At 66.7% G+C, this 20,036-nt stretch carries 17 protein-coding genes; 13 read left to right on the top strand and 4 right to left on the bottom strand.

Features of this window, described 5'->3' with window-relative positions; all coding sequences use genetic code 11:
* Positions 1-22 precede the first annotated feature (22 nt).
* The 3 genes from AB0O89_RS04475 (at position 23) to AB0O89_RS04465 (ending at position 3,604) form a co-directional block, all read left to right on the top strand.
* Positions 23-1,252 (top strand): ABC transporter substrate-binding protein, encoded by a 1,230-nt coding sequence (locus AB0O89_RS04475; protein WP_363494597.1) that lies wholly within the window; start codon positions 23-25, stop codon positions 1,250-1,252.
* Between the two features lie 16 nt (positions 1,253-1,268).
* Entirely contained in the window at positions 1,269-1,832 is a 564-nt protein-coding gene (locus AB0O89_RS04470) for a nuclear transport factor 2 family protein (RefSeq protein ID WP_363494595.1), read from the top strand.
* Between the two features lie 98 nt (positions 1,833-1,930).
* Positions 1,931-3,604, top strand: coding sequence for an NAD(P)/FAD-dependent oxidoreductase (locus AB0O89_RS04465; RefSeq protein ID WP_363494593.1), 1,674 nt, complete (start codon positions 1,931-1,933; stop codon positions 3,602-3,604).
* Between the two features lie 63 nt (positions 3,605-3,667).
* Here the strand turns inward: AB0O89_RS04465 and AB0O89_RS04460 are convergent, their stop codons facing one another.
* The 4 genes from AB0O89_RS04460 to AB0O89_RS04445 form a co-directional block, all read right to left on the bottom strand.
* Entirely contained in the window at positions 3,668-4,630 is a 963-nt protein-coding gene (locus AB0O89_RS04460) for an alpha/beta hydrolase (RefSeq protein ID WP_363494591.1), read from the bottom strand.
* Between the two features lie 150 nt (positions 4,631-4,780).
* Positions 4,781-5,080: a Dabb family protein gene (locus AB0O89_RS04455; protein ID WP_363494589.1), complete on the bottom strand. Its 300-nt coding sequence runs from the start codon at positions 5,078-5,080 to the stop codon at positions 4,781-4,783.
* Positions 5,077-6,732 (bottom strand): FAD-dependent oxidoreductase, encoded by a 1,656-nt coding sequence (locus tag AB0O89_RS04450; RefSeq protein WP_363494587.1) that lies wholly within the window; start codon positions 6,730-6,732, stop codon positions 5,077-5,079. The genes AB0O89_RS04455 and AB0O89_RS04450 overlap by 4 nt, the downstream gene beginning before the upstream one ends.
* Before the next feature lie 142 nt (positions 6,733-6,874).
* Positions 6,875-7,630 carry an IclR family transcriptional regulator gene (locus AB0O89_RS04445; protein WP_363494585.1) on the bottom strand — a complete coding sequence of 252 codons (756 nt, stop codon included), beginning with the start codon at positions 7,628-7,630 and terminating at the stop codon, positions 6,875-6,877.
* Between the two features lie 186 nt (positions 7,631-7,816).
* Between AB0O89_RS04445 and AB0O89_RS04440 the strand changes: the two genes are divergently transcribed.
* The 10 genes from AB0O89_RS04440 (at position 7,817) to AB0O89_RS04395 (ending at position 19,905) form a co-directional block, all read left to right on the top strand.
* Positions 7,817-9,652 carry an NAD(P)/FAD-dependent oxidoreductase gene (locus tag AB0O89_RS04440; RefSeq protein ID WP_363494583.1) on the top strand — a complete coding sequence of 612 codons (1,836 nt, stop codon included), beginning with the start codon at positions 7,817-7,819 and terminating at the stop codon, positions 9,650-9,652.
* 40 nt (positions 9,653-9,692) lie between these two features.
* Positions 9,693-10,628 (top strand): alpha/beta hydrolase, encoded by a 936-nt coding sequence (locus tag AB0O89_RS04435; RefSeq protein WP_363494581.1) that lies wholly within the window; start codon positions 9,693-9,695, stop codon positions 10,626-10,628.
* A 140-nt stretch (positions 10,629-10,768) separates the two neighbouring features.
* Positions 10,769-12,535, top strand: a complete 1,767-nt coding sequence (locus tag AB0O89_RS04430) for an FAD-dependent oxidoreductase (RefSeq protein ID WP_363494579.1) — start codon at positions 10,769-10,771, stop codon at positions 12,533-12,535.
* Positions 12,536-12,587: 52 nt separating this feature from the next.
* Positions 12,588-13,370, top strand: a complete 783-nt coding sequence (locus AB0O89_RS04425) for a GntR family transcriptional regulator (RefSeq protein WP_363494577.1) — start codon at positions 12,588-12,590, stop codon at positions 13,368-13,370.
* 428 nt (positions 13,371-13,798) lie between these two features.
* The gene (locus AB0O89_RS04420; protein WP_363494575.1) at positions 13,799-14,650 is read left to right on the top strand and encodes a branched-chain amino acid ABC transporter permease; all 852 of its coding nucleotides are present in this window, start codon (positions 13,799-13,801) and stop codon (positions 14,648-14,650) included.
* A complete protein-coding gene (locus tag AB0O89_RS04415; protein ID WP_363494573.1) occupies positions 14,647-15,708 on the top strand; it encodes a branched-chain amino acid ABC transporter permease in 1,062 nt (353 codons plus the stop codon). The genes AB0O89_RS04420 and AB0O89_RS04415 overlap by 4 nt, the downstream gene beginning before the upstream one ends.
* Complete coding sequence (locus AB0O89_RS04410) at positions 15,701-16,399, top strand: ABC transporter ATP-binding protein (protein ID WP_363494571.1); 699 nt, start codon at positions 15,701-15,703, stop codon at positions 16,397-16,399. The genes AB0O89_RS04415 and AB0O89_RS04410 overlap by 8 nt, the downstream gene beginning before the upstream one ends.
* The gene (locus AB0O89_RS04405) at positions 16,399-17,097 is read left to right on the top strand and encodes an ABC transporter ATP-binding protein (RefSeq protein ID WP_363494569.1); all 699 of its coding nucleotides are present in this window, start codon (positions 16,399-16,401) and stop codon (positions 17,095-17,097) included. Before AB0O89_RS04410 ends, AB0O89_RS04405 begins: the two co-directional genes overlap by 1 nt.
* A 39-nt stretch (positions 17,098-17,136) precedes the next feature.
* Positions 17,137-18,375 (top strand): ABC transporter substrate-binding protein, encoded by a 1,239-nt coding sequence (locus AB0O89_RS04400; protein WP_363494567.1) that lies wholly within the window; start codon positions 17,137-17,139, stop codon positions 18,373-18,375.
* Between the two features lie 105 nt (positions 18,376-18,480).
* The gene (locus AB0O89_RS04395; RefSeq protein WP_363494565.1) at positions 18,481-19,905 is read left to right on the top strand and encodes an MmgE/PrpD family protein; all 1,425 of its coding nucleotides are present in this window, start codon (positions 18,481-18,483) and stop codon (positions 19,903-19,905) included.
* The last annotated feature ends 131 nt before the right edge of the window (positions 19,906-20,036 follow it).

Genomic DNA, 20,036 nt, shown 5'->3' with positions numbered 1-20,036 from the left:
TCCCAGCAGAAAGGAAAGACACGTGAACAAGAACGGAATGAGGCTCGTGGGCATCGCGAGCGCGGTAGTGCTCGGAGCGTCCCTGGTCGCCTGCAGCAACGACCCATCCGGCGTCGACGACGCCGACGGCGAGAAGGAGCCGATCCGCATCGCGTTCATCGCGCCGGAGTCCGGTGCCCTGGCGACGCTCGGAGAGGACCAGCGGGCGGCGCTGGAGTTCGCCGTGAAAGAGGCCAATGCGAACGGCGGCGTCGACGGACGTCGGGTCGAGTTCGTGACTGCGGACAACCGCGGCACACCCGAAGGAACGGTGAGCGCCGCCCAGCGGCTCGTGCGCGAGGAGAACGCGCCGTTCATCACGGGGCCGGTGGCAAGCCCCGACTCCCTCGCCCTGATCCAGCAGCTCAAGGCCCTCGACGCGCTCTACGTCGGCGCGCAGAGCCAGGGGAACGCGCTGACCGGGGAGTCCTGCAACCCCCGCTACTTCCGCGCGACGTACAGCGACAGCATGGTGAACGCGGGGCTCGAGATCTGGGCATCCGACCGGCCGGAGCGCGACTGGGAGACGATCGGCTCGGACTATTCCTACGGCCGCGACTCCACGGCCGAGTTCGCCCGGGCGATCGACGAGCTTGGCGGAACGGCGCGCAACGACGTCTTCGCCCCCCTCGGGACGACCGACTTCGCGCCCTTCCTCGACCGGCTCGCCCCCGCAGAGGGTCTGCTCACCGCGATCCCCGGGAACGATGCTGTCACGTTCTTCCAGCAGGGGCTGCAGTTCGGCGCCTTCGACCAGTACGAGACGGTGGTGAGCAACTCCGGCATGAACACGACGACGATCGCGGCCGTCGGCGAGGGCACGATCGGGTTCTGGGGCGCGGTGACGTGGAGCGAGACGCTCGACACGCCCGCGACGAAGGCCTTCGTGGACGCATACCGGGAGGAGACCGGGGACTACCCGGGATCGTACGTCGGCCAGAGCTACACCGCCATCCAGATGCTCTTCGCGGGCATCGAGAAGGCGGGCAGCATCGATCGTGCCGAGGTGGCCAAGGCCATGCAAGGCATGACCTTCCAGGGACTGCAGGGCGAGCTCACGGTGCGCGCCGACGACAATCAGCTTCTGGTGCCGGTCGTCGTCAGCCAGGTCGAGGAGATCGACGGACGCCTGCAGTTCGCCGCGAAGACGGTCATCCCGGGGGAGGATGCCTCGCCGAGCGCGTCGCCCGACTGCACGATGACCGAGCCCTGATCGCGAGGAGCACGATATGTCGACCGAGTACGACCGCGACGACACCTCCCGGAGCCTGGAGGACAGGCTCCGGGAGGTGGAGGACCGGCTTGCGATCCTGCAGATCGAGGGCGCCTACAGCTCGACGTACGACGGCGGGCGAGGCCGCGACTGGGCGGCCCTGTTCACCGAGGACGGCATCTACCAGGGAAGACGTCTCGACGGCATGGCCGAGCAGAACTTCGTCCAGGGCCGGGAGGCGCTCGCCTCTTTCTGCGATTCGAACCGGATCCGGTGCATCCACTACCTCAGCGTCCCCGAGCTGTCGATCGCTGGCACCGAAGCCACCGGGCGGGTGAACTTCACGTTCCGGGGCTTCGGCGTCGATGGCTACGGGCGGGTGAACGTGACCGAGGCGGAAGGCTACTACGACGTCGCGTATCGGCGCACCGCCGAGGGCTGGCGGATCCGCCGGAGGTTCACCGTCTACTTCGAGCGCGGGCAGCGCACGGCGTTCGGGTACGAGCCGAGCTATGCACCGTTCGAGACCGAGAACCCGGTCCCAGAGGATGCTGCCGGCGGCTTCCAGGATCGCCGCTAGCACTTCGTTTTCGGTCAGTGCGAACGCCCCTCCGCCGATCGGTGAGGGCGACCGATAGTAGACCAACAACTCATTCGGGAGTAAAGGACAACGAGGTCATGAACAGTCTGATCGACACGCCGGTCGCCATCGAGCCACGAGTGCTGGACGCAGTCGTCGTGGGTGCAGGGTTCGGAGGCATCTACGCGCTGCACCTGCTTCGAGGCCAGGGACTCCGGGTCGCCGTGCTCGAGGCCGCCGACGCCGTGGGAGGCACGTGGTACCACAACCGGTACCCGGGAGCTCGCTGCGACATCGAGAGCCTCGACTACTCCTACTCCTTCTCCGACGAGCTTCAGCAGGAATGGGTGTGGGCAGAGCGGTACGCGAGTCAGCCCGAGATCCTCGCCTACATCAACCACGTGGTCGACCGCTTCGACCTGCGCACGGACATCCAGCTGGGCGTTCGGGTGGTGTCCGCCGAGTTCGACGAGCCGCGCGGTCGCTGGCTGGTGACCACCGACAGCGGCGACCGCTACGACACGAAGTACTGCGTCATGGCCACCGGCGTGCTCTCGGCCGTGCAGGTGCCCGACCTGGAGGGTCTCGAGCACTTCTCCGGGCGCTGGTACCACACCGCCGACTGGCCCGAGGGTTTGGCGGACTTCTCGGGCGATCGGGTCGCGATCATCGGCACCGGGTCGTCGGGCACCCAACTGATCCCGGTGATCGCCGAAACCGCCGCCCACCTGACGGTCCTGCAGCGCACGCCGAACTTCTGCATGCCGGCGCGCAACGAACCCCTGTCGGATGCGGATCAGGCCCGGTGGAAGGCGAACTATCCGGAGCGGCGGCGTATCGCTCGAGCATCGAGCAACGGGCACAACCAGCCCGCGAACAATCAGTCAGGACGGGACGTGAGCTCGCGGGAGCGGCTCGAGGAGTTCGAACGGCGCTGGAACCTCGGCGGCCACTACATGCTCCGGGCGTTCAACGACATCCTCATCGACGAGGACGTCAACGACGCGGCATCCGAGTTCGTCCGCGACAAGATCCGCACGATCGTGAAGGACGCGAAGACCGCCGAGGCGCTCCTGCCCCGGATGTACCTCGGCACGAAGCGGCTGTGCACCGGCACCGACTACTACGAGACCTTCAACAGGCCCAACGTCGAGCTCGTCGACGTCAAGGCGAACCCGATCGTCAGGGCGACGGAGTCCGGCATCGAACTCGAGGACGCCACGGCCGTCGATGCCGACGTCATCGTGTTCGCCACCGGATTCGACGCGATGACGGGGTCGCTGTCGCGCATCGACATCAAGGGCCGGCACGGGCTCACCCTGCAGGAGAAGTGGGAGCACGGACCTCGCACCTACCTCGGTCTGATGATCGAAGGATTCCCGAACCTGTTCCTCGTGGCCGGTCCTGGCAGCCCCTCGGTGTTCAGCAACATGGTGACCTCCATCGAGCAGCATGTCGAGTGGATCGCCGGCTGCATCGCCGACCTCGAGTCCGAGCGTGTCGCGACGATCGAGGCGACGGCGGATGCCGAGCAGTTCTGGGTCGATCACGTCAACGAGACGGCGGACAAGACCCTGTACGGCCGGTTCAAGAACTCCTGGTTCTACGGAGCGAACACTCCCGGCAAGCCGCAGGTGTTCCTCCCCTATGTCGGGGGCGTCGGCCCGTACGTGGAGCGGATCACGAAGGCGGCGCGAGACGGCTACGACGGCTTCACGCTCACACCGCTGCAGAAGGCGGTGCCGCAGACGGAGCATGCGTCGGCCCGGTGAACGCCCGGGGGCTCGTCTGTCCCCCCGGGTCGCGCCCGGCTCACGCGACGTCGCCCCCGGACGTCACGTCAGGGAGGACGCGTTCGAGGACTCGAACCGCGCGCGCGACCACGAGCCGATGTCGTCGATGGCCCGCTGAGCCTGGGGGATGATCCCGAGAAGGCCGGCGAACCCGTGGACCATGTCCGGATGCCGCGACACCGCGACCGGCACCCCGGCCTCCTTGAGGGCCTCGGCATAGAGCAGGCCCTCGTCGCGCAGCGGGTCGTGATCGGCGATGACGAGGAAGGTGGCGGGCAGACCCGCGTGGGTGGCGAGGCGAAGGGGCGTCACTTCGGCCCGGGTGCGTTCGGCGACGTCGGGGACGTACTGGTCCCAGACCCATTCCATGTCCGCCCCCGAGAGCAGGGGGGTCACCTCGTAGGTCTCCGCGTACGACGGGCGGGTGGTGTCGCTGTCGAGCACCGGATACGCCAGCGCTTGAAGGACGACCCGTCCCGCGCCCGAGTCGCGATCGACCGCAGCGCAGTAGGCGGCGAGATTGCCGCCTGCGCTGTCGCCCGCCACGCCGATAGGGGAGTCCGGGTAGGCCGTGGCCACCCACGCGAGCGCCGACCGTGCGTCGTCGTGGGCGGCCGGAAATGCGTGCTCGGGGGCTAGGCGGTAGTCGACGCTGATCACGCGCGCGCGTGACGTCGCCGCCAGCTCGCGCATCAACCTGTCGTACGTGTTGACGCTGCCGATCACCCAGCCGCCGCCGTGGAAGAACAGAAGCGTTCCGATGGGGTCGGCGGTGTCGTGGTACACGCGTGCGGGGATGCCGCCGTCGCCGCCGGGGATCACGACGTCCTCCACGCGTCGGATCGGACGGCCGGGTGGGGCGCTCTGCGCGCGGAGCTCCAGCATGGCGCGACCTTCCTGCGGCGATCCCAGCCGGAGCGGCTGCCTTCCCGCAGACGCGGTGGTCAAGAGGTACTCCGTCAGCACCGGATCCAGCATGGAGACCCCCTCGGTCTTCGTCGACATGGTGAGCGATCCGGCCACGTCGCTGCTCGCGATCAGCCAGGTCCTTCCATCCTGGGGCGTGCCGATGAGTGGGCGCCGCCGCGTTCTCGGTCACCGGAAATCGGCTCGGTCACCGGAGATCGACTCCGTCGAATGGGAAGCAGGCGCTCATCACGTCTCTGCGACCGTGAAGTCGACGGAGACGATCTGCGCGCTGAATGTCGCGGACAGGGCGATCAGAGGCAGGTGAGCGGGATGCACCCCATACCCGTCGAGGGCGTCCCGCGAGTCGAAGTCGGCGACCAGAGCGTGGTCCCAGGAGCGCTCCAGATGGAGAATGTCGGGTCCATGGCTGAGCGCGCGCAGGCCCGGCACGGCACCGAGGAGCCCGTCGATCCCTTCGCTCCACTGCTGCACGGCAGACTCGTCGTGGCCCTCGACGAATCGGAAGAACACGATGTGCCGGATCATCGCGGCGCCGCCGCCGGCTCGGATCGCTCGAGACCCGCGACCGTCCTCCCCGCGAGGTAGCCCATCGTCATGATGGGACCGAGGGTGGCGCCCGCGCCCGGGTAGCCGGCCCCGTAGGCGTTCTCGGTGGAGTTGCCGACCGCGTAGAGTCCCTGGATCGCCACGCCATCCGTGTCGATGACCCTTGCGAGACCATCTGTGGCGATTCCGCCGCTCGTGCCGAAGCATCCGTTCACTACCGCGAGGGCGTAGAACGGGCCGGTGTCGAGCGGTGCGAGGCTCGGATTGGGGTAGGGGTTCTCGTCGTCGCCCCAGTAGCGGTCGTAGGCGCTGACGCCGCGGCCGAAGTCGGGGTCCTCGCCCTTGACCGCGTGCTCGTTGAAGCGCTCGACGGTGGCCGTGAGTGTGTCTGCCGGCACGTCGATCTTCGCGGCCAGCTCCTCCAGGGTCGCGGCCTCGACGAGCCACTCCGGCGTCGGCTGGCCGGCCCGGTGGGTGAGCAGGCCGTAGTTCTCGAGGTAGCGCTGGTCGAAGACGATGTGCACCGGAGAGTTCAGGGGACGGTAGTTGGCGGAGTCCCAGGACTGCAGCGACCGAGCGAGGTCATTGTAGTTCTGCGACTCGTTCGCGAAGCGCTTGCCGTCCCGGTTGACCATGATCGATCCGGGTCCTTGCCGCTCGAAGCGGAGCAACGTCCCGATCTGCCTGCCGTCGCGCAGGTCGCCCGGAATGATCGACATGGGCGCCCACCACGCGTTGCGCAGACCGCCGAAGCTCGCGCCCACTCGTTGGGCGAGCCGGTACCCGTCGCCCTCGTTGGTCGGCGGGGAGCACTTGGTGAAGATGCGCGCGGCGAGCATGCTGTCGGCGAGCTTGTCATCCCATTCGAATCCTCCCGCGGCGATGACGACCCCGTCCCGCGCCGAGATCGTACGGTCGCCGACGGTCACGCCGGCGATGCGCCCGCCGTCGGTGACGAGCCTGTCGGCGCGCGCGTCCACCGCGATCGTCACGCCGAGTGAGACGTTCGCGGCCAGCAGCGACGCGACGAGAGCCTGGCCCTTCGCCACCTTGCCGTCGGTCTGGCGCTGCGTGAGCTCGTCGATGGGGAACCTCGTGAAGGCACCCCATCGTTCGTACTCCTGCATCGTGAACGGGAGCCGGCCGTCCACCCGTACCAGGGGTCGCAGTGATCCGAGTGCGCTCTCGGCGTCGAAGAGCGCCGGCTCGATCGTGCGCCCTCCCGGGCGGGAGCCGGCCAGGTGCAGGCAGTAGTCGGGAAAATCCTCGAGGAAGATGAACCTCAGGCCGAGCTCGTCCTCGACGAACCGCAGCATCTCATCGCCCCGCGTGACGGCCGCGTCGAGCAGCTCGTCCCGACCGCGGCCCCGACCCACCTCGCGGACGTAGACGGCGGCATCCTCGACGGAGTCCTCGAGCCCGGCGGCGCGGGCGAGGTGATTGGCGCCGATCCAGAGCATCCCGCCGGAGACGGCCGAGGTGCCGCCGATGAGCGAGGCCTTCTCGAGGACCAGCACGCTGCGCCCCGCATGCGCTGCGGTCGCGGCGGCGGTCAATCCACCTGCTCCCGAGCCGAGCACGATGACGTCGTACGCGTCCTTCTCGGTACCGGTGATGATCTCCACGGGCATGGCTCCTGTCCTCCTTGACGCACCACGATCTCCGTTGTCGTGATGACTATGCACAGCTTGCCTGTGACATTGACGACGTTGGTCGATCTTCCCGTTCAGCGGAAACGTCGTTGGGGCGAGACGGTCGCGCGGCTCTCCGCCGTCAGACGGTGTCTCCGAGTACGCGTGAGATGCCTCGGGCGGCGGTCTTGAGGGCCGGGACGGTCGAGCTCAGATCCTCCTCCCCGCGGTGCACGATCACGTTGAGGGCGGCGACGGCCCTGTGCCCGCGCTCGAAGACCGGCACGGCGATGCCGGTGGACTCGGGGATGATGATGCCGGGGACGGAGGCGTATCCGAGGGTGCGGATCTCGGCGAGCTTGCGGCGCAGCAGGACGGGGTCGGTGATCGTCTGGTCGGTGTAGCGCCTCAGCTCCTGCGAGAGCATGTAGTCCTGGTAGTCGGGAGTCGAGTGGGCAAGCAGCACCAGGCCCGAAGAGCACGCGTGCACGGGGAGGCGTCCGGCGACGGTCGCGATGTTGCGGGTCTTCGAGTGCGAGGAGAGACGCGTGAGGTAGAGGACCTCGTCATGGTCGAGCACGCCCAGCGTGGTGTGCTGCTGGACCACGGCATGCACGTCCTCCATGTACGGCAAGGCGCGTTCGGCGAGGCCGGCTTCGCTCGAGCCCCGAGAAGCCAGCTCCCAGAGCCTGCGTCCGAGGCGGATCCTGCGGGTCTCGTCCCGCTCCAGGAACCCGCTGTCGACGAGTTCTGCCACGAGCCGGTGCGTCGTGCTGAGCGGGAGGTCGACCGCACGCGCGAGTGCAGAGACGGTGAGCGTCGGCTGGCGGGCTCCGAAGGCCTCGATGATCCGGACGACACGCGAGACGACCGTCTCGCCTGCTCGTGAGTTCGCCATTCGTGCCCGTCGCGCCGTGCTAGGCGGGCCGCTCCGCCTGCGTGGGTTCCTCGCTCGGAAGACAAGACCGCATTCGGTCCAATGTTAGTCGACGTGGTTGCCATAGCCGCGATGAGATGGCACAACGGTCCAACCAACCACTGTTTCATCTGTTTCGTTTCGTCGCGAGTGTGCAAAGGAGCACTGATGGCCATCAAGCTTCCGGTATCCGGCAAGACCGTCAACATCGATTTCGACCCCGCGGAGGTGCGTGCCCGCTACGCGCAGGAGCGCGAGCGCCGTCTCCGCCCAGAGGGCATCAAGCAGTTCGTCGAGGTCGCGGGCGAGTTCAGCCACCTCGACCGCGATCCGCACGCCGATCCGATCTCGCGGGATCCTCTCGACATCACGACCGACGTGCTCATCATCGGCGGTGGATTCGGCGGTCTCGTGACCGGCGCGCACCTGCGCGACGCGGGGTTCGACGACATCACGATCATCGAGCAGGGCGGGGACTTCGGCGGGACGTGGTACTGGAACCGCTACCCCGGGGTGCAATGCGACATCGAGTCCTACATCTACCTTCCGCTGCTGGAGGAGACCGGATACGTCCCGACCGAGAAGTATGCCCACGGTGCCGAGATCTTCGAGCACGCGCAGAGGATCGCCCGTCACTACGACCTCTACCGCGCCGCACTGTTCCAGACCAGGGTCACCGACGTGACGTGGCACGACGACTCGGGTACCTGGGTGGTGACGACAGACCGCGGGGACCGCGTCGAGGCACGCTTCGTCGTACGGGCGAATGGCCCGATGAACAAGCCGCGACTGCCCGGCATCCCCGGCATCGCGGGCTTCCAGGGCCGCGTCTTCCACACCAGCCGGTGGGACTACGCGTACACCGGCGGTCATTCCAGGGGCGAGCTGAGCAACCTCCGCGACAAGCGGGTGGCGGTGATCGGCACGGGGGCTACGGGGATCCAGGTCGTCCCTTATGTCGCACGCGATGCGAAGGAACTGTACGTCGTGCAACGCACCCCCAGCGCGGTCGACACGCGGCGCAACCGGCCGACCGATGCCGAGTGGGCGCAGAGCCTGGCACCGGGTTGGCAGCGCGAGCGGATCGACAACTTCAACCGGAACATCGGCAACGACTTCCAGGATGTCGACCTCGTCCAGGACGGGTGGACCGAGCTCTTCCGTGCCTACCTGGGCGAGGCGCTCGTCGACTCGATCGACGCGCTGCCCCCCGAGGACACGTCGGCGCTCGCCTCGATCAGCGATCTCGTCGTCATGCAGCCGATACACCGGCGGATCGAGACCATCGTCAAGGACAAGGCGACGGCGGAGGCGCTCAAGCCCTGGTACGGTCGCAGGTGCAAGCGGCCTGCATTCAACGACGGCTATCTCGAGTCGTTCAATCGGGACAACGTCACCCTGCTCGACTCCGCCTCCGGCGTCGAGCGGATCACCGAGACCGGGCTTGTCGTGAACGGCGTGGAGCACGAGGTCGACGTCATCATCTTTGCCACCGGCTTCGAGACGGGCACATACTCGGCAAAGCGCTTCGGCTACGACGTCCACGGAAAGGACGGCGTCACCCTGAGCGCGCACTATGCCCATGGCCTGCGCACACTGCACGGGTTCTTCAGCCATGGCTTCCCGAACTTCTTCGAAGAAGGGCTCAGCCAGAACGGCTACATCGTGAACTTCACCTTCATGCTCGATCAGAAGGCGAGGCACATCGCGCGGATCATCGAGCACGCGCGGGACAACGGCATCTCCCGCATCGAGCCGACCGCCGAGGCCGAGGCCGCGTGGGTGGAGACCGTCCACGCGAAAGGCGCGATCCGTCAGGCATACTTCACCAACTGCACTCCCGGCTACTACAACGGAGAAGGAAACCTCGACGAAGGCTTCTTCAAAGACGTCTACCCCTCCGAGCTGGATTTCTGGGCGCTGATCGACGACTGGTGGGCCGACGGCCGGCTCGAGGGCTTGCAGTTCACTCGAGAGGCCGCACTGACGCCGAACGCGGGCTGATCCAAGCCCGGAGGCGGAATCGACAAGCGAGGAGAGCACGATGACACTTGATGCGGACGCCCAGGCAGTCGCAGACCGGCTCGAGCAGTTCCTGCCGAACGGCCTGTCGGGATTGGGGGTGCAGGGCGCAAGGACGTTCTTGGCCCAACTGGCCGCAGCTTCGCCACCACCACCCGAGATCCACGAGGTGACCGATCGCACGATTCCCGGCCCGCGCGGCGAGATCCCGATCCGCGTGTACCGACCCAGCGACGACCGCGACCTGGCTGTCCTCGTCTACTTCCACGGCGGCGGCTGGGCGACCGGCGATCTTGAGGGAGGGGTCGATAGGCTCGCTCGGAAGCTGAGTGAGCAGGCCGGGATCGTCGTCGTGTCGGTCGACTATCGGTTGGCGCCTGAACATCCGTTCCCGGTGCCGTTCGACGATGCCTTCGCCGCGGTCGAGTGGGTGGCGGCGAACGCCGAGAGCATCGGCGCAGACCGTGACCGGATCGCCGTGGGCGGTGACAGCGCCGGGGCGAATCTCGCCGCAGCCATCACGCTGCGCGCCCGGGATGCCGGAGGCCCGGACATCCGCTTCCAGCTGTTGGCCTATCCGATCACCGAGTACGCGGTCGAACGCCCTTCGTGGATCGAGAACGCCGATGCCCCACTGCTCACGACCGCCGATGTGCTGTGGTTCTGGGACAGATACCTCGCGGACGAGGCCGATCGAGCCAATCCGCTGGTCACGCCGTCGAACGCGGACTCGCTGGCCGGGCTTCCGGCTGCGTTCATCCTGACGGGGGAGCACGACCCGATCCGGGACGACGGGGAGAACTATGCGAGGCTGCTCGAAGAAGCAGGCAACGACGTGGTTCAGCGTCACTATTCAGGCGTCTTTCACGGATTCTTCACGATCGCCGGCATCGCCAAGAGCGACGAAGCCGTTGCGGATGCGGTCGCGCAGTTGAATCGGAACCTCGGCCGGTCGTGAGTCCGCTCGTTCTCACGGACAGTGAGAGTATTCCGTCCAATGGGAGATGACCCGTACGCGGGCCTGGCTCAGGCTTAGCTGGGATGGTGCAGATCGGCCGCCAGATGGGGCGGCGCGGCCAGGTCTCGAACCGAGGATCGATGTCGATCGAAAGGCAGAACTACGTGGGCGGCAAGACAGTGGAGTGTGACGTGCTGGTCGTCGGATCCGGCGCCGCGGGGCTGGCGGCTGCGATCAAGGCGGCGAGCCAGGGTCTGGACGTTATCGTGGCCGAGAAAGAAGAGTACTTCGGCGGCACGGCCGCGATCTCGGCGGGTTGGGCGTGGGTGCCAGGCAATAAGCAGGGCGTCGCCGAGGGTGACACCCGCGAGGAGGTCGAGACTTATCTGAAGAGTCTCTCGCCGGATGACTACGACGAGGCGGGTGTCGCGGCGTTCCTGGACACGGTCCCCGAGGCCATCGACTTCTTCGAGAACGAGACCGAGGTGCGCTTCACCTATCCGGAGAAGGCCCCGGACTATCAGATGGACCTCCCCGGCGCGCGGGCATCCGGGCGTGCGATCATCCCGCAGGATGTCGATGCCCGCTACCTGGGCGAGAACCGCCTGAGGGTGCAACCGTACATGAGCAGCTACACCGTGTTCGGGTACATGCCGCAGGTCGGCCCCGACATCGCCCAGTTCTTCCTCGTCAACCGGTCACTGAGATCGTTCGTGTATGTGGCGCGCAAGCTGCTGCGCACGTGGTTCGACACCGCGGTCTACCGTCGCGCATACATCCGCACCAACGGCAACGCGCTCATCAGCCGCATGGTCAAGACCGCCGCGGACCTGGGCGTGCGACTGTGGACCTCCACCCCGGCGCTGGCGGTGAAACGTGGCGACGACGGCGTCATCGACGCCGCGGAGCTGGGCGGGGAGCACCAGGGCACGGTGCGGGTGCGGCTCGGCGTGATCCTCGCGTCTGGCGGGTTCTCGGGCGACCGGGAGCTGCGCAAGCGGTACTTTCCGCACGACCCCAAAGGCGACGACCACTTCACCCCAACGATCGGGCACCGTGGCGACAGTGTGAAGATCGCCCGGGCCGTGGGCGGCTACATCGACGACACCGTACACAGCGTGGGCTCGTGGGCGCCGGTCACCGTGTTCCGCTATCAGAGCGGCAGGCAGCGTCTCTATCCGCACCTGCGCGCGTTCGGACTGCCGGGACTGATTGCGGTCGACCGCTACGGGAAGCGGTTCGCGAACGAGTCGTGGTCGTACCACGACTTCGGCGGCGCGATGATCGCCCACAACGCCGGTGAGGACAAGACGTTCGGGTACGTCATCGGCGACGCGAAGGCGATGCACAAATACGGCATCGGCTACGCCAAGCCCTGGCCGATGCCGCGCGACTACTTCTACCGCATCGGCTATCTCACCAAGGGCAGGACACTGGACGACCTGGCCGCGAAGATCGGCGTCGACCCGGACGGTCTGAAGGAGACGATCGCCGAGTTCAACGTCGGCGCAGCGGTCGGGGAGGATCCGGTGTTCGGGCGCGGCTCGAACTGGTATCAGAACTTCAAGGGCGACCCGACCCACAAGCCGAACCCGAACCTCGAGCCCCTCGACAAGGGCCCCTACTACGCGGCCAAGGTGCAGATGGGCGATCTGGGCACGTTCGCCGGCCTTGCCGTCAACGACCGCTCCGAAGTGATCACCGAAGACGGCGCCGCCATCCCCGGCCTCTACGCCGTCGGCGCCGCGGCGGTCAGCGTCTTCGGAGGCGGCTACCCCGGATACGGGTCGCACATCGGCCCCGCCCTGGTCTTCGGATACCGAGCGGGCCGTGACATCGCGGCGCACGCGTCCGATCGGCAGGCCGACCTCGAAACGAGGGGAGAAACGCGCGTCGGTAAGAAGTAGGGCGGCGCAATGGTCCAACCTCCCAAAGGCGGGCAGCGGTAGGATAGGGGCTGTGAGCAAAGGCGGAGCAGGCACTTCGCCGCAAACAGTGGGAGCTCGATTGGCAGAGGAAGCCTCGAACAAGGGTGTCAGGTTCGCGCCGGCGAAACCGCGGCGAGCCTTCGACGACATCATCGAGCAGGTACGCGACCTCCTACAGTCGGGTGAGCTCAAGCCGGGCTCGAAGCTTCCCAGCGAGCGTGACTTCGCCGAGCAGCTCTCGGTGAGCCGCAATACCGTGCGCGAGGCGTTGCGGATGCTGGAGGTCGCGGGCCTCGTCACCCTCAAGCGGGGGGCAACCGGAGGAGCCTTTGTCGCCGGCTCGAACTCGGGGGCGGTTTCGCGAGGGCTCGTCGACGGAATGAATCTCACGCAGTTCTCCCTCGCCGACATCATCGAGGCCCGGATTGGACTAGAGACCCTCATCGTGGCGAAGGTCTGCGAGCGCGCGAGCGACGAAGAGTTCGACGAGCTCGAGGAGATCATTCAACGCGCGAGCACCATCTCCTCCGAGGTCGACTGGCCCGGAAGACTGGCGGCTCACCTGCACTTCCACGAACGGCTGGCCGACCTCACCCAGAATCCGCTCTTGCCGATTCTGTTCAAGCCGCTCCTGGAGCTGGCTGGGAGCGTGTCGATGCGTCTGGGCCCATTCGGCGATGACTTCATCGCGGAGTCTCGCTACCGTTTGCTGGCGGCCCTCCGGTCGCGCAACGCCGACGCCGCGATCGAAGAGCTGAACGCCTACCTCTCGCTTCTGTACGAGCGCTGGGTGAACAGGCCGATCGACAGCTGATCTGTGCTCGCTCAGACGAGCGCGGGGCCGCCGGAGCATCTCTTGACGGATCGCGAGTCGTCGTGATCCGCGCTGCCCACGGCGCCGTGAACGCACGGTCTGCGCGTATGTGTAGGGGCGTCCAGACGGCGTCGAGCCGTGCATTCGGTGCCGGCGGCGATGACGACGGCGGGGATCTCGCGGTGCGCGTGTTGACACGGGGCGCATTCATCATCCATACTCGGTCAATGGATGGACCAAAGGTGGTTTCCTTGGGCTGAACGCCCTTGGGATGGGGGCGCTGCCGTCCGGTTACCGCCTTCCACGAGGACTCAATGAAGAGGATCGATGTCACACAGCACTCTAAGAAAAGCCGTCCGGCGGATGCCGGTCGTCGCGCGCATTCTTGAGCACGGTTCCACGGCCGGGGCGAGGAAGCAGCGTCAGCGATGATCCCGCCGCTGCTCAACGGGCTTGCCTTCGGGATGCTCCTGCTGGTGCTCGCCTCCGGTCTCGCCCTCATCTTCGGGCTCCGCAACGTGGTCAACTTCGCACACGGTGCGCTCTACATGCTGGGTGCATACATCGGCGTCACTGTCACGGAGTGGACCAACTACTGGCTGGCGATCATCGTCGCCCCCGCGGCTCTCGCCACGATCGGTGTCCTCTTGGATCGCTTCGGTCTGCGTCGGCTCTCAAGACGCCAGGCGCTCGATCTGGTCCTGCTAACCTATGGGCTGACTTTCGTCATCACCGGTGTCGTCCACGCCATCTGGGGCTCGGCCCCGCGATCACTGTCGGCCCCGGCGGGCCTGACGGGCAGCACGTCTGTTCTCGGGACCGAGTACCCGACTTATCGGCTGTTCGTCATCGGGGTTGGACTGGTCGTGGGCATCGGTCTCGTCGTCTGGCTGCGAAGCTCACGGACTGGGCTGTACATCCGGGCCTCGACGACCGATCGCGCGGTCGCCGGAGTCGTCGGGATCGACGTCGACCGGGTCAGTGGCATCGTGGTCGGTCTGGGAGCCGGCCTTGCAGGTCTTGCCGGAGTGCTCGCTGCCCCGTATCTCACGGTGTCGCCCACGATGGGCGCAGAAGTGCTTGTACTCGCGTTCGTCGTTGTCATCGTTGGCGGGCTGGGCAGCATCGGCGGCGCCATGGTCGCCGCTCTGGTCCTCGGCCTGCTCAACAGCTTCTCTGCCGTCTACCTGCCGGCCGTCTCTGCCTATGTGCCGTACCTGTTGATGGCTGGAGTGCTCCTCCTGCGTCCGCAGGGATTCGCGGGAACGAGGACCGCATGACCGCGTCGACCACCGACGGAAACAAGACGTCGGCTTCGAATCCAGCCCAGATCGTCTCTGTGCAGGACGCACTACGGCCCAATAGGCGGAAGCTCCTGGCGCTTGGGGCGACATGGGTCGTGCTGCTCGCCGCAGGGCTGGGTCTGCCATGGGTCGTGGGGCTCTACGATCTCCAGCTCGCGGTGCAGGGCGCGACGTTGGCGATCCTCGCCCTCAGCGTCGGGTGGCTTCTCCGCCAGACCGGTCAGTTGAGCTTCGGTCACGCGGCCTTCTCGGGTGTCTCTGGGTATGCCGCGGCCATTCTCAGCACACGAACCGGCCTTGATACGGGCATCACACTGCTGCTCGGGATCGTGTTCGCCACCGTGTTCGGATTCGTCGTCGCCTGCCTCATTGCGCGGCTGCCCGGCATCACCTTCGCGATGCTCACTCTCGCCGTAGGGATGCTCGTCTGGGTCGCAAGCACACAACTGCGGTTCCTGACAAATGGTTTCGACGGCCTACTCGTCGACTTTTCGGACACGCTTTTCGGGCAACGGGCTGGCGCGTACACGAACCCAGTGGTGGCCTGGCCGCTGGTATGGGTGCTGATGATGGTGACCGTCGCGGCTCTCTGGGCCGTGAGTCGAACCGTGTTCGGTCGTCGGTTGACGATGGTGCGGGAGAACGAGGAGCGGACGCGGTTCGCCGGTCACGGGACATACTGGCCGAGGGTGCTGGCGTTCACGATATCGGCGGGCGTCGCGGGCGTCGCCGGTGCGTTCCAGGTGCTGAATCTGGGGTTCATCTCACCCGAACAGTTGTTCTTCGACAAGTCGGGCCTGCCGCTGATCGTTGCCGTGATCGGCGGGATCAGCAGCGTCGCCGGCCCCGTCGCGGGAGCGTTCGTGTTCACCTTCGTCCAATCGTGGCTATCGGGAACCGCTTGGTACGAGATCGCGATCGGCGCTGCACTCATGCTTGTCGTCGTGATCGCCCCCGGTGGTGGCGCCGACGTCGTCAGGCGCATCTCTGGCTGGATTCGACGCCGAGTCGGGAGGAAGAAAGATCATGCTTAGCCTGAGCGGATTGACGTTTGCCTATGGGGCGGTGAAGGCGGTGAACGGTGTGACCCTGGACGTGCCGCAGGGCAGCATCCGGGGGTTCATTGGCCCTAACGGCGCGGGGAAGACGACGACCATCGACCTGATTTCGGGGCGTCGCCGTCCGACCGCCGGAGTGATCACCTATCAGGGGGAAGACATCACCCAGTGGTCGATCATCCGGCGCCGCCATCATGGCATCTCCCGCTCCTTCCAGCGCATCAGTGTGTTCCCCGGACTCACGGTCGCCGACCAGCTCGATCTGGCGGCACGAGCGGTCAAGGAACCCGACGTCGATCTGATCGTCGACGCGCTCGATCTGGGATCCACGCTGCGCCGTACCACTTCCGAGATCGGCTATGGAGAGCAGCGTCGCGTCGACATCGCCCTCGCCCTGCTGGGAGAGCCGGATCTCGTACTGCTCGACGAGCCGGCCGCCGGCCTCTCGCGTGAAGAAAGCCTGCAATTGGCCGATCACCTCGCGACGCTCGCCCGGGAACGCAAGTCGACCTTCGTGCTCGTCGAGCACGACATGGAAGTCGTGTTCCGCATCTGCGATCACCTCACCGTGCTCGACCACGGCGCCGTCATCGCGGACGGAGCCCCTCAGGACGTGCGGGCCGACCCGGCCGTTGTCGAGGCCTATCTCGGAAAGGCGGCCGCCTGATGCCCAGCGTGCTCACCTTCGAGGCAGTACGTGCCTACTACGGCACGGCACTCATCGTGGACGGGCTGAGTTTCGAAGTGAACGAAGGTGAGTGCTTCGCCCTGCTCGGTCCGAACGGGGTGGGCAAGACGACCAGTCTGAACGCCATGTATGGTATCGCTCGCCTGCGTGGCGGGTCGATCCTGGTGGACGGCAAGCGGCTGAGCGGACGACGTGCGCATGAGGCCGCCCGTTTCGGGGCCGCGCTTGTCCCGCAGGGACGTTGGATCGTCTCCACCTTGACCGTCGAGGAGAACCTCCTGATCGGTCAGGCGTCGCGACGTGCCGGGCCGTGGAACGTGGAGGCGATCTTCCGGCTCTTCCCAGCTCTGCAGGAGCGACGCAAGTCGGGAGGCACGAACCTCAGCGGGGGCCAGCAACAGATGCTCGCTATCGGACGCGCGCTGATGGCCAATCCGCGGGTTCTCATCCTGGACGAACCTTCCGAGGGCCTTGCGCCCGTCATCATCGACCAGCTCAGCGACACACTCGCAGAGCTACGGAACCAAGGGACCTCGATGCTGCTCGTGGAACAGCGGCTCGACATTGTCACCCGCCTCGCCGACCGCTTCGCTGTGCTGGCGAAAGGCCGCGTCGTATCTGAAGGGAGTATCGCGAACACCACCGACGAGCGATTGAGAGAGCTCGTCGCCGTCTAGCAGCACATCACCGTCATTCACAGACAAGGAAGTCAAGAGATGCAATCACACAAGAAAAGGTCTCTCTTCGCCGGGGCGCTCTTGGCGTCGGCTCTTCTGGCGCTCAGCGCCTGCAGCGGCGGTGCCGCTAGTCAGCCCGCCGAGCCGGGTGCAGACGACCCGATCCGTATCGGCCTCGTCACCTCGCACTCAGGTCCGTACGCCGCGTACGGTGAGGAGGCTCGCACAGGATTCAACTATGCGTTCGACGAGTTGAACGCGAACGGCGGCATCGACGGCCACCCGATCGAGGTCTTCGAAGGCGATGACCTCGGAACCGCGGAAGGCGCAGTGGCCGCCGCACAGAGGCTGGTGCAACAGAACGAGGTCGATTTCCTCGTCGGGCCGATCGCGACCCCCGTCGTGCTCGCCCTCGCGCAGAGAGCTGAAGACTGGGGAGTCCTGTTCATCGGCCACAGCGCGCAGGGAATCGACCTGACGGCGGACTCGTGTACACCGAACTTCTTCCGAGCCAACAACAATGACACACAGATCATCAACACCGTCACGGCCTGGCTCGAGCAGAATCCTGATCTCACGGATTGGGATGCCATCGGTGCCGACTACTCGCTCGGACATGACACCATCGCAGCCCTCAAGGACACCATCGGCGCGGACGGGAACTCTCTTGGGCAGGAGCTGTACGCGCCGTTCGGGACGACGGACTTCGGCGCCTATCTCAGCCAGCTCGATGGCGGCGACGGCCTCTTGATCGTGAACGCCGGAAACGATCAGGTGAACCTGCTCAGCCAGTCCCTGGAGTTCGGCACTCTTGAGAACTACGACGCGGTCGTGACCACCGTCGCGGACGCGACACTGCTCGACGCCATCGGAGACGATCGAATTCAGGGTTTGATCGGGGCATCCCCCTGGGCATCCACCATCGACAACGCGGACTCGCGCGCCTTCACGGAAGCGTTCCTCGAGGCGACCGGCAAGGACTTCGTGGCCTACAACGAGGGGTCGGCCTACATCGCCACGCAGACCCTCGTCGCCGGTATCGAGGCAGCGCAGAGCATCGACCCGCTGGAAGTCCGGGATGCTCTGGAGGGTCTCACCTACACAACCCTCAAGGGTGAGACCACGATGCGCGCAGAGGATCACCAAGCGCTCACCCCGGTCTACCTCGGACCAGTGGCACGGGTGGATGGCGTGCTGAACATCGTGCCGGAGTTCGTCGGGCTCCCCGAGGCCATCGACCCGGAGCCCAGCCCGGGGTGCCAGTTGCCGTCGCGATAAGCGGATGACTGTCGTGGGGACGTGGTCCCTGCGGGCCTACGTCCCCACGACAGAGACCTCCTCGGCTCGCCAGCGGCGCCGAGGACAGATGGGAAAGGATGCGGGATGTCGGTCACGACGCACGACACTCACGAGAAGGCGGACCCGTCGCAGGCGGCCGGCGACGGGGATCCGCCCGTCCTCAGCGCACTGGCGGCGTTCGCGACCTCGATCGGCGAGGCGTCCGTGCCCGCGCGGGTCCGAGAGCAGGCCGCTCTGTGCCTGCTGGACACGCTCGGATGCATGATCGCCGGATCGGTGCTGCCCGAGGTGGGCCAGCTGATCGCAGCGGAAGGAGCGCTGAGCGCATCGGAGACGGCGCTGTCCGTGCCCGCACAGGCACGAGTCCTCGGATACGCCGGCGACGTGCTCGAGCTCAACGACCTGGTGGGCGGCCATGCCAGCATCGGCACCGTCGCCGCGACGGTGAGCGCGGCCCGAGGGCGCGGCGTGTCGGGCACCGAGCTGCTCGATGCGATCGTCGCAGGCGACGAGGTCACCGCGAGGCTCTACGAGGCCTCGGCCTGGACGCGGAAACCATACACGGAGTCGGGCATCGTCATCCCGAGCCTCATCTCGTCCATCGGAGCCGCCGCCGCAGTGGCCCGGCTCCACGACTTGCCCGTCGACCTGGCCGCCGAGGCCATGGCGATCGCTGGCACGATCGCCAGCTGGGGACCGGCCGAGGTGGTCTTCGGCACGGGCGGAACGATCAAGCCCATGCTGTTCGGAGCAGCCCCGGCCGCGAGCGCGATCCAGGCCGTCGCGTACGCCCGGCACGGGATCACCGGGCCCCTGCGGCTGGTGGAGAGCCCGATCGGACTCATGACGGCGACCGCGGCGAACTACGACCTGGACAAGCTCTACGACACGAAGAGCTGGTATCTGCTCCAGCCGCAGCGCAAGCTCCATGCGTCGTGCGGTTACACCCATTCGAGCATCGACGCTGTCGCGGGGCTCGTCAGGCAGGGGGTCCCGGTCGCCACGGCCGAGCGAATCGAGGTGCAGTTGCCGGAGTACCTGCTCGCGGCCGTTCGCAAGGAGCAGCCCCCGCGGACGCCGAACGAGGCGCGCTTCCACCTGCAGTACTGCGTCGCCCTCGCCGCCAGCGGCGTCGACGTGATCGGCCCGGAGCACACCGTCGAGTTCGCACGCCACTCCGCGCTCCCCGAGATCGAGTCGCTGGTCAGCCGCATCGCGGTCGTTCCGCTCGATGTGACGAGCAGCATCCACTCGAAGCCCTACAACGTCTCGCACGTAGTCGTGACGCATGCCGACGGCAGCGTGACCGAGGGCGGCTGCGAGGCGCCTCGGGGCTCGTCGGGGAATCCGCTCAGCGATCACGACGTGATCGCCAAGTTCCGGCGGGTCGCTGCCGCGCGGCTGTCCGCCAGTGCGGTGGACGACTGCGTCGAGGCGGTGCTGCACCTCGACGAGCAGTCCGACATCGCCTGGCTCGGCGACCTGGTGGGACTGATTCTCGGCGAGTGATGAGAGCGGGCGCGCGGCGCTCAACCGAACGAGAGAGAAAGGAATCTCAATTGGCTTGTCAAGCGGCGATGGGCGTGGTGGGTGGTGATTCCTGATGGAAGGTTGTGCCGTCGCGCAGGAGTGCCCAGATC

Source organism: Microbacterium sp. NPDC076895 (assembly GCF_040687115.1).
Taxonomy (GTDB): domain Bacteria; phylum Actinomycetota; class Actinomycetes; order Actinomycetales; family Microbacteriaceae; genus Microbacterium.
This window is presented reverse-complemented; position numbering and strand designations above follow the sequence as displayed.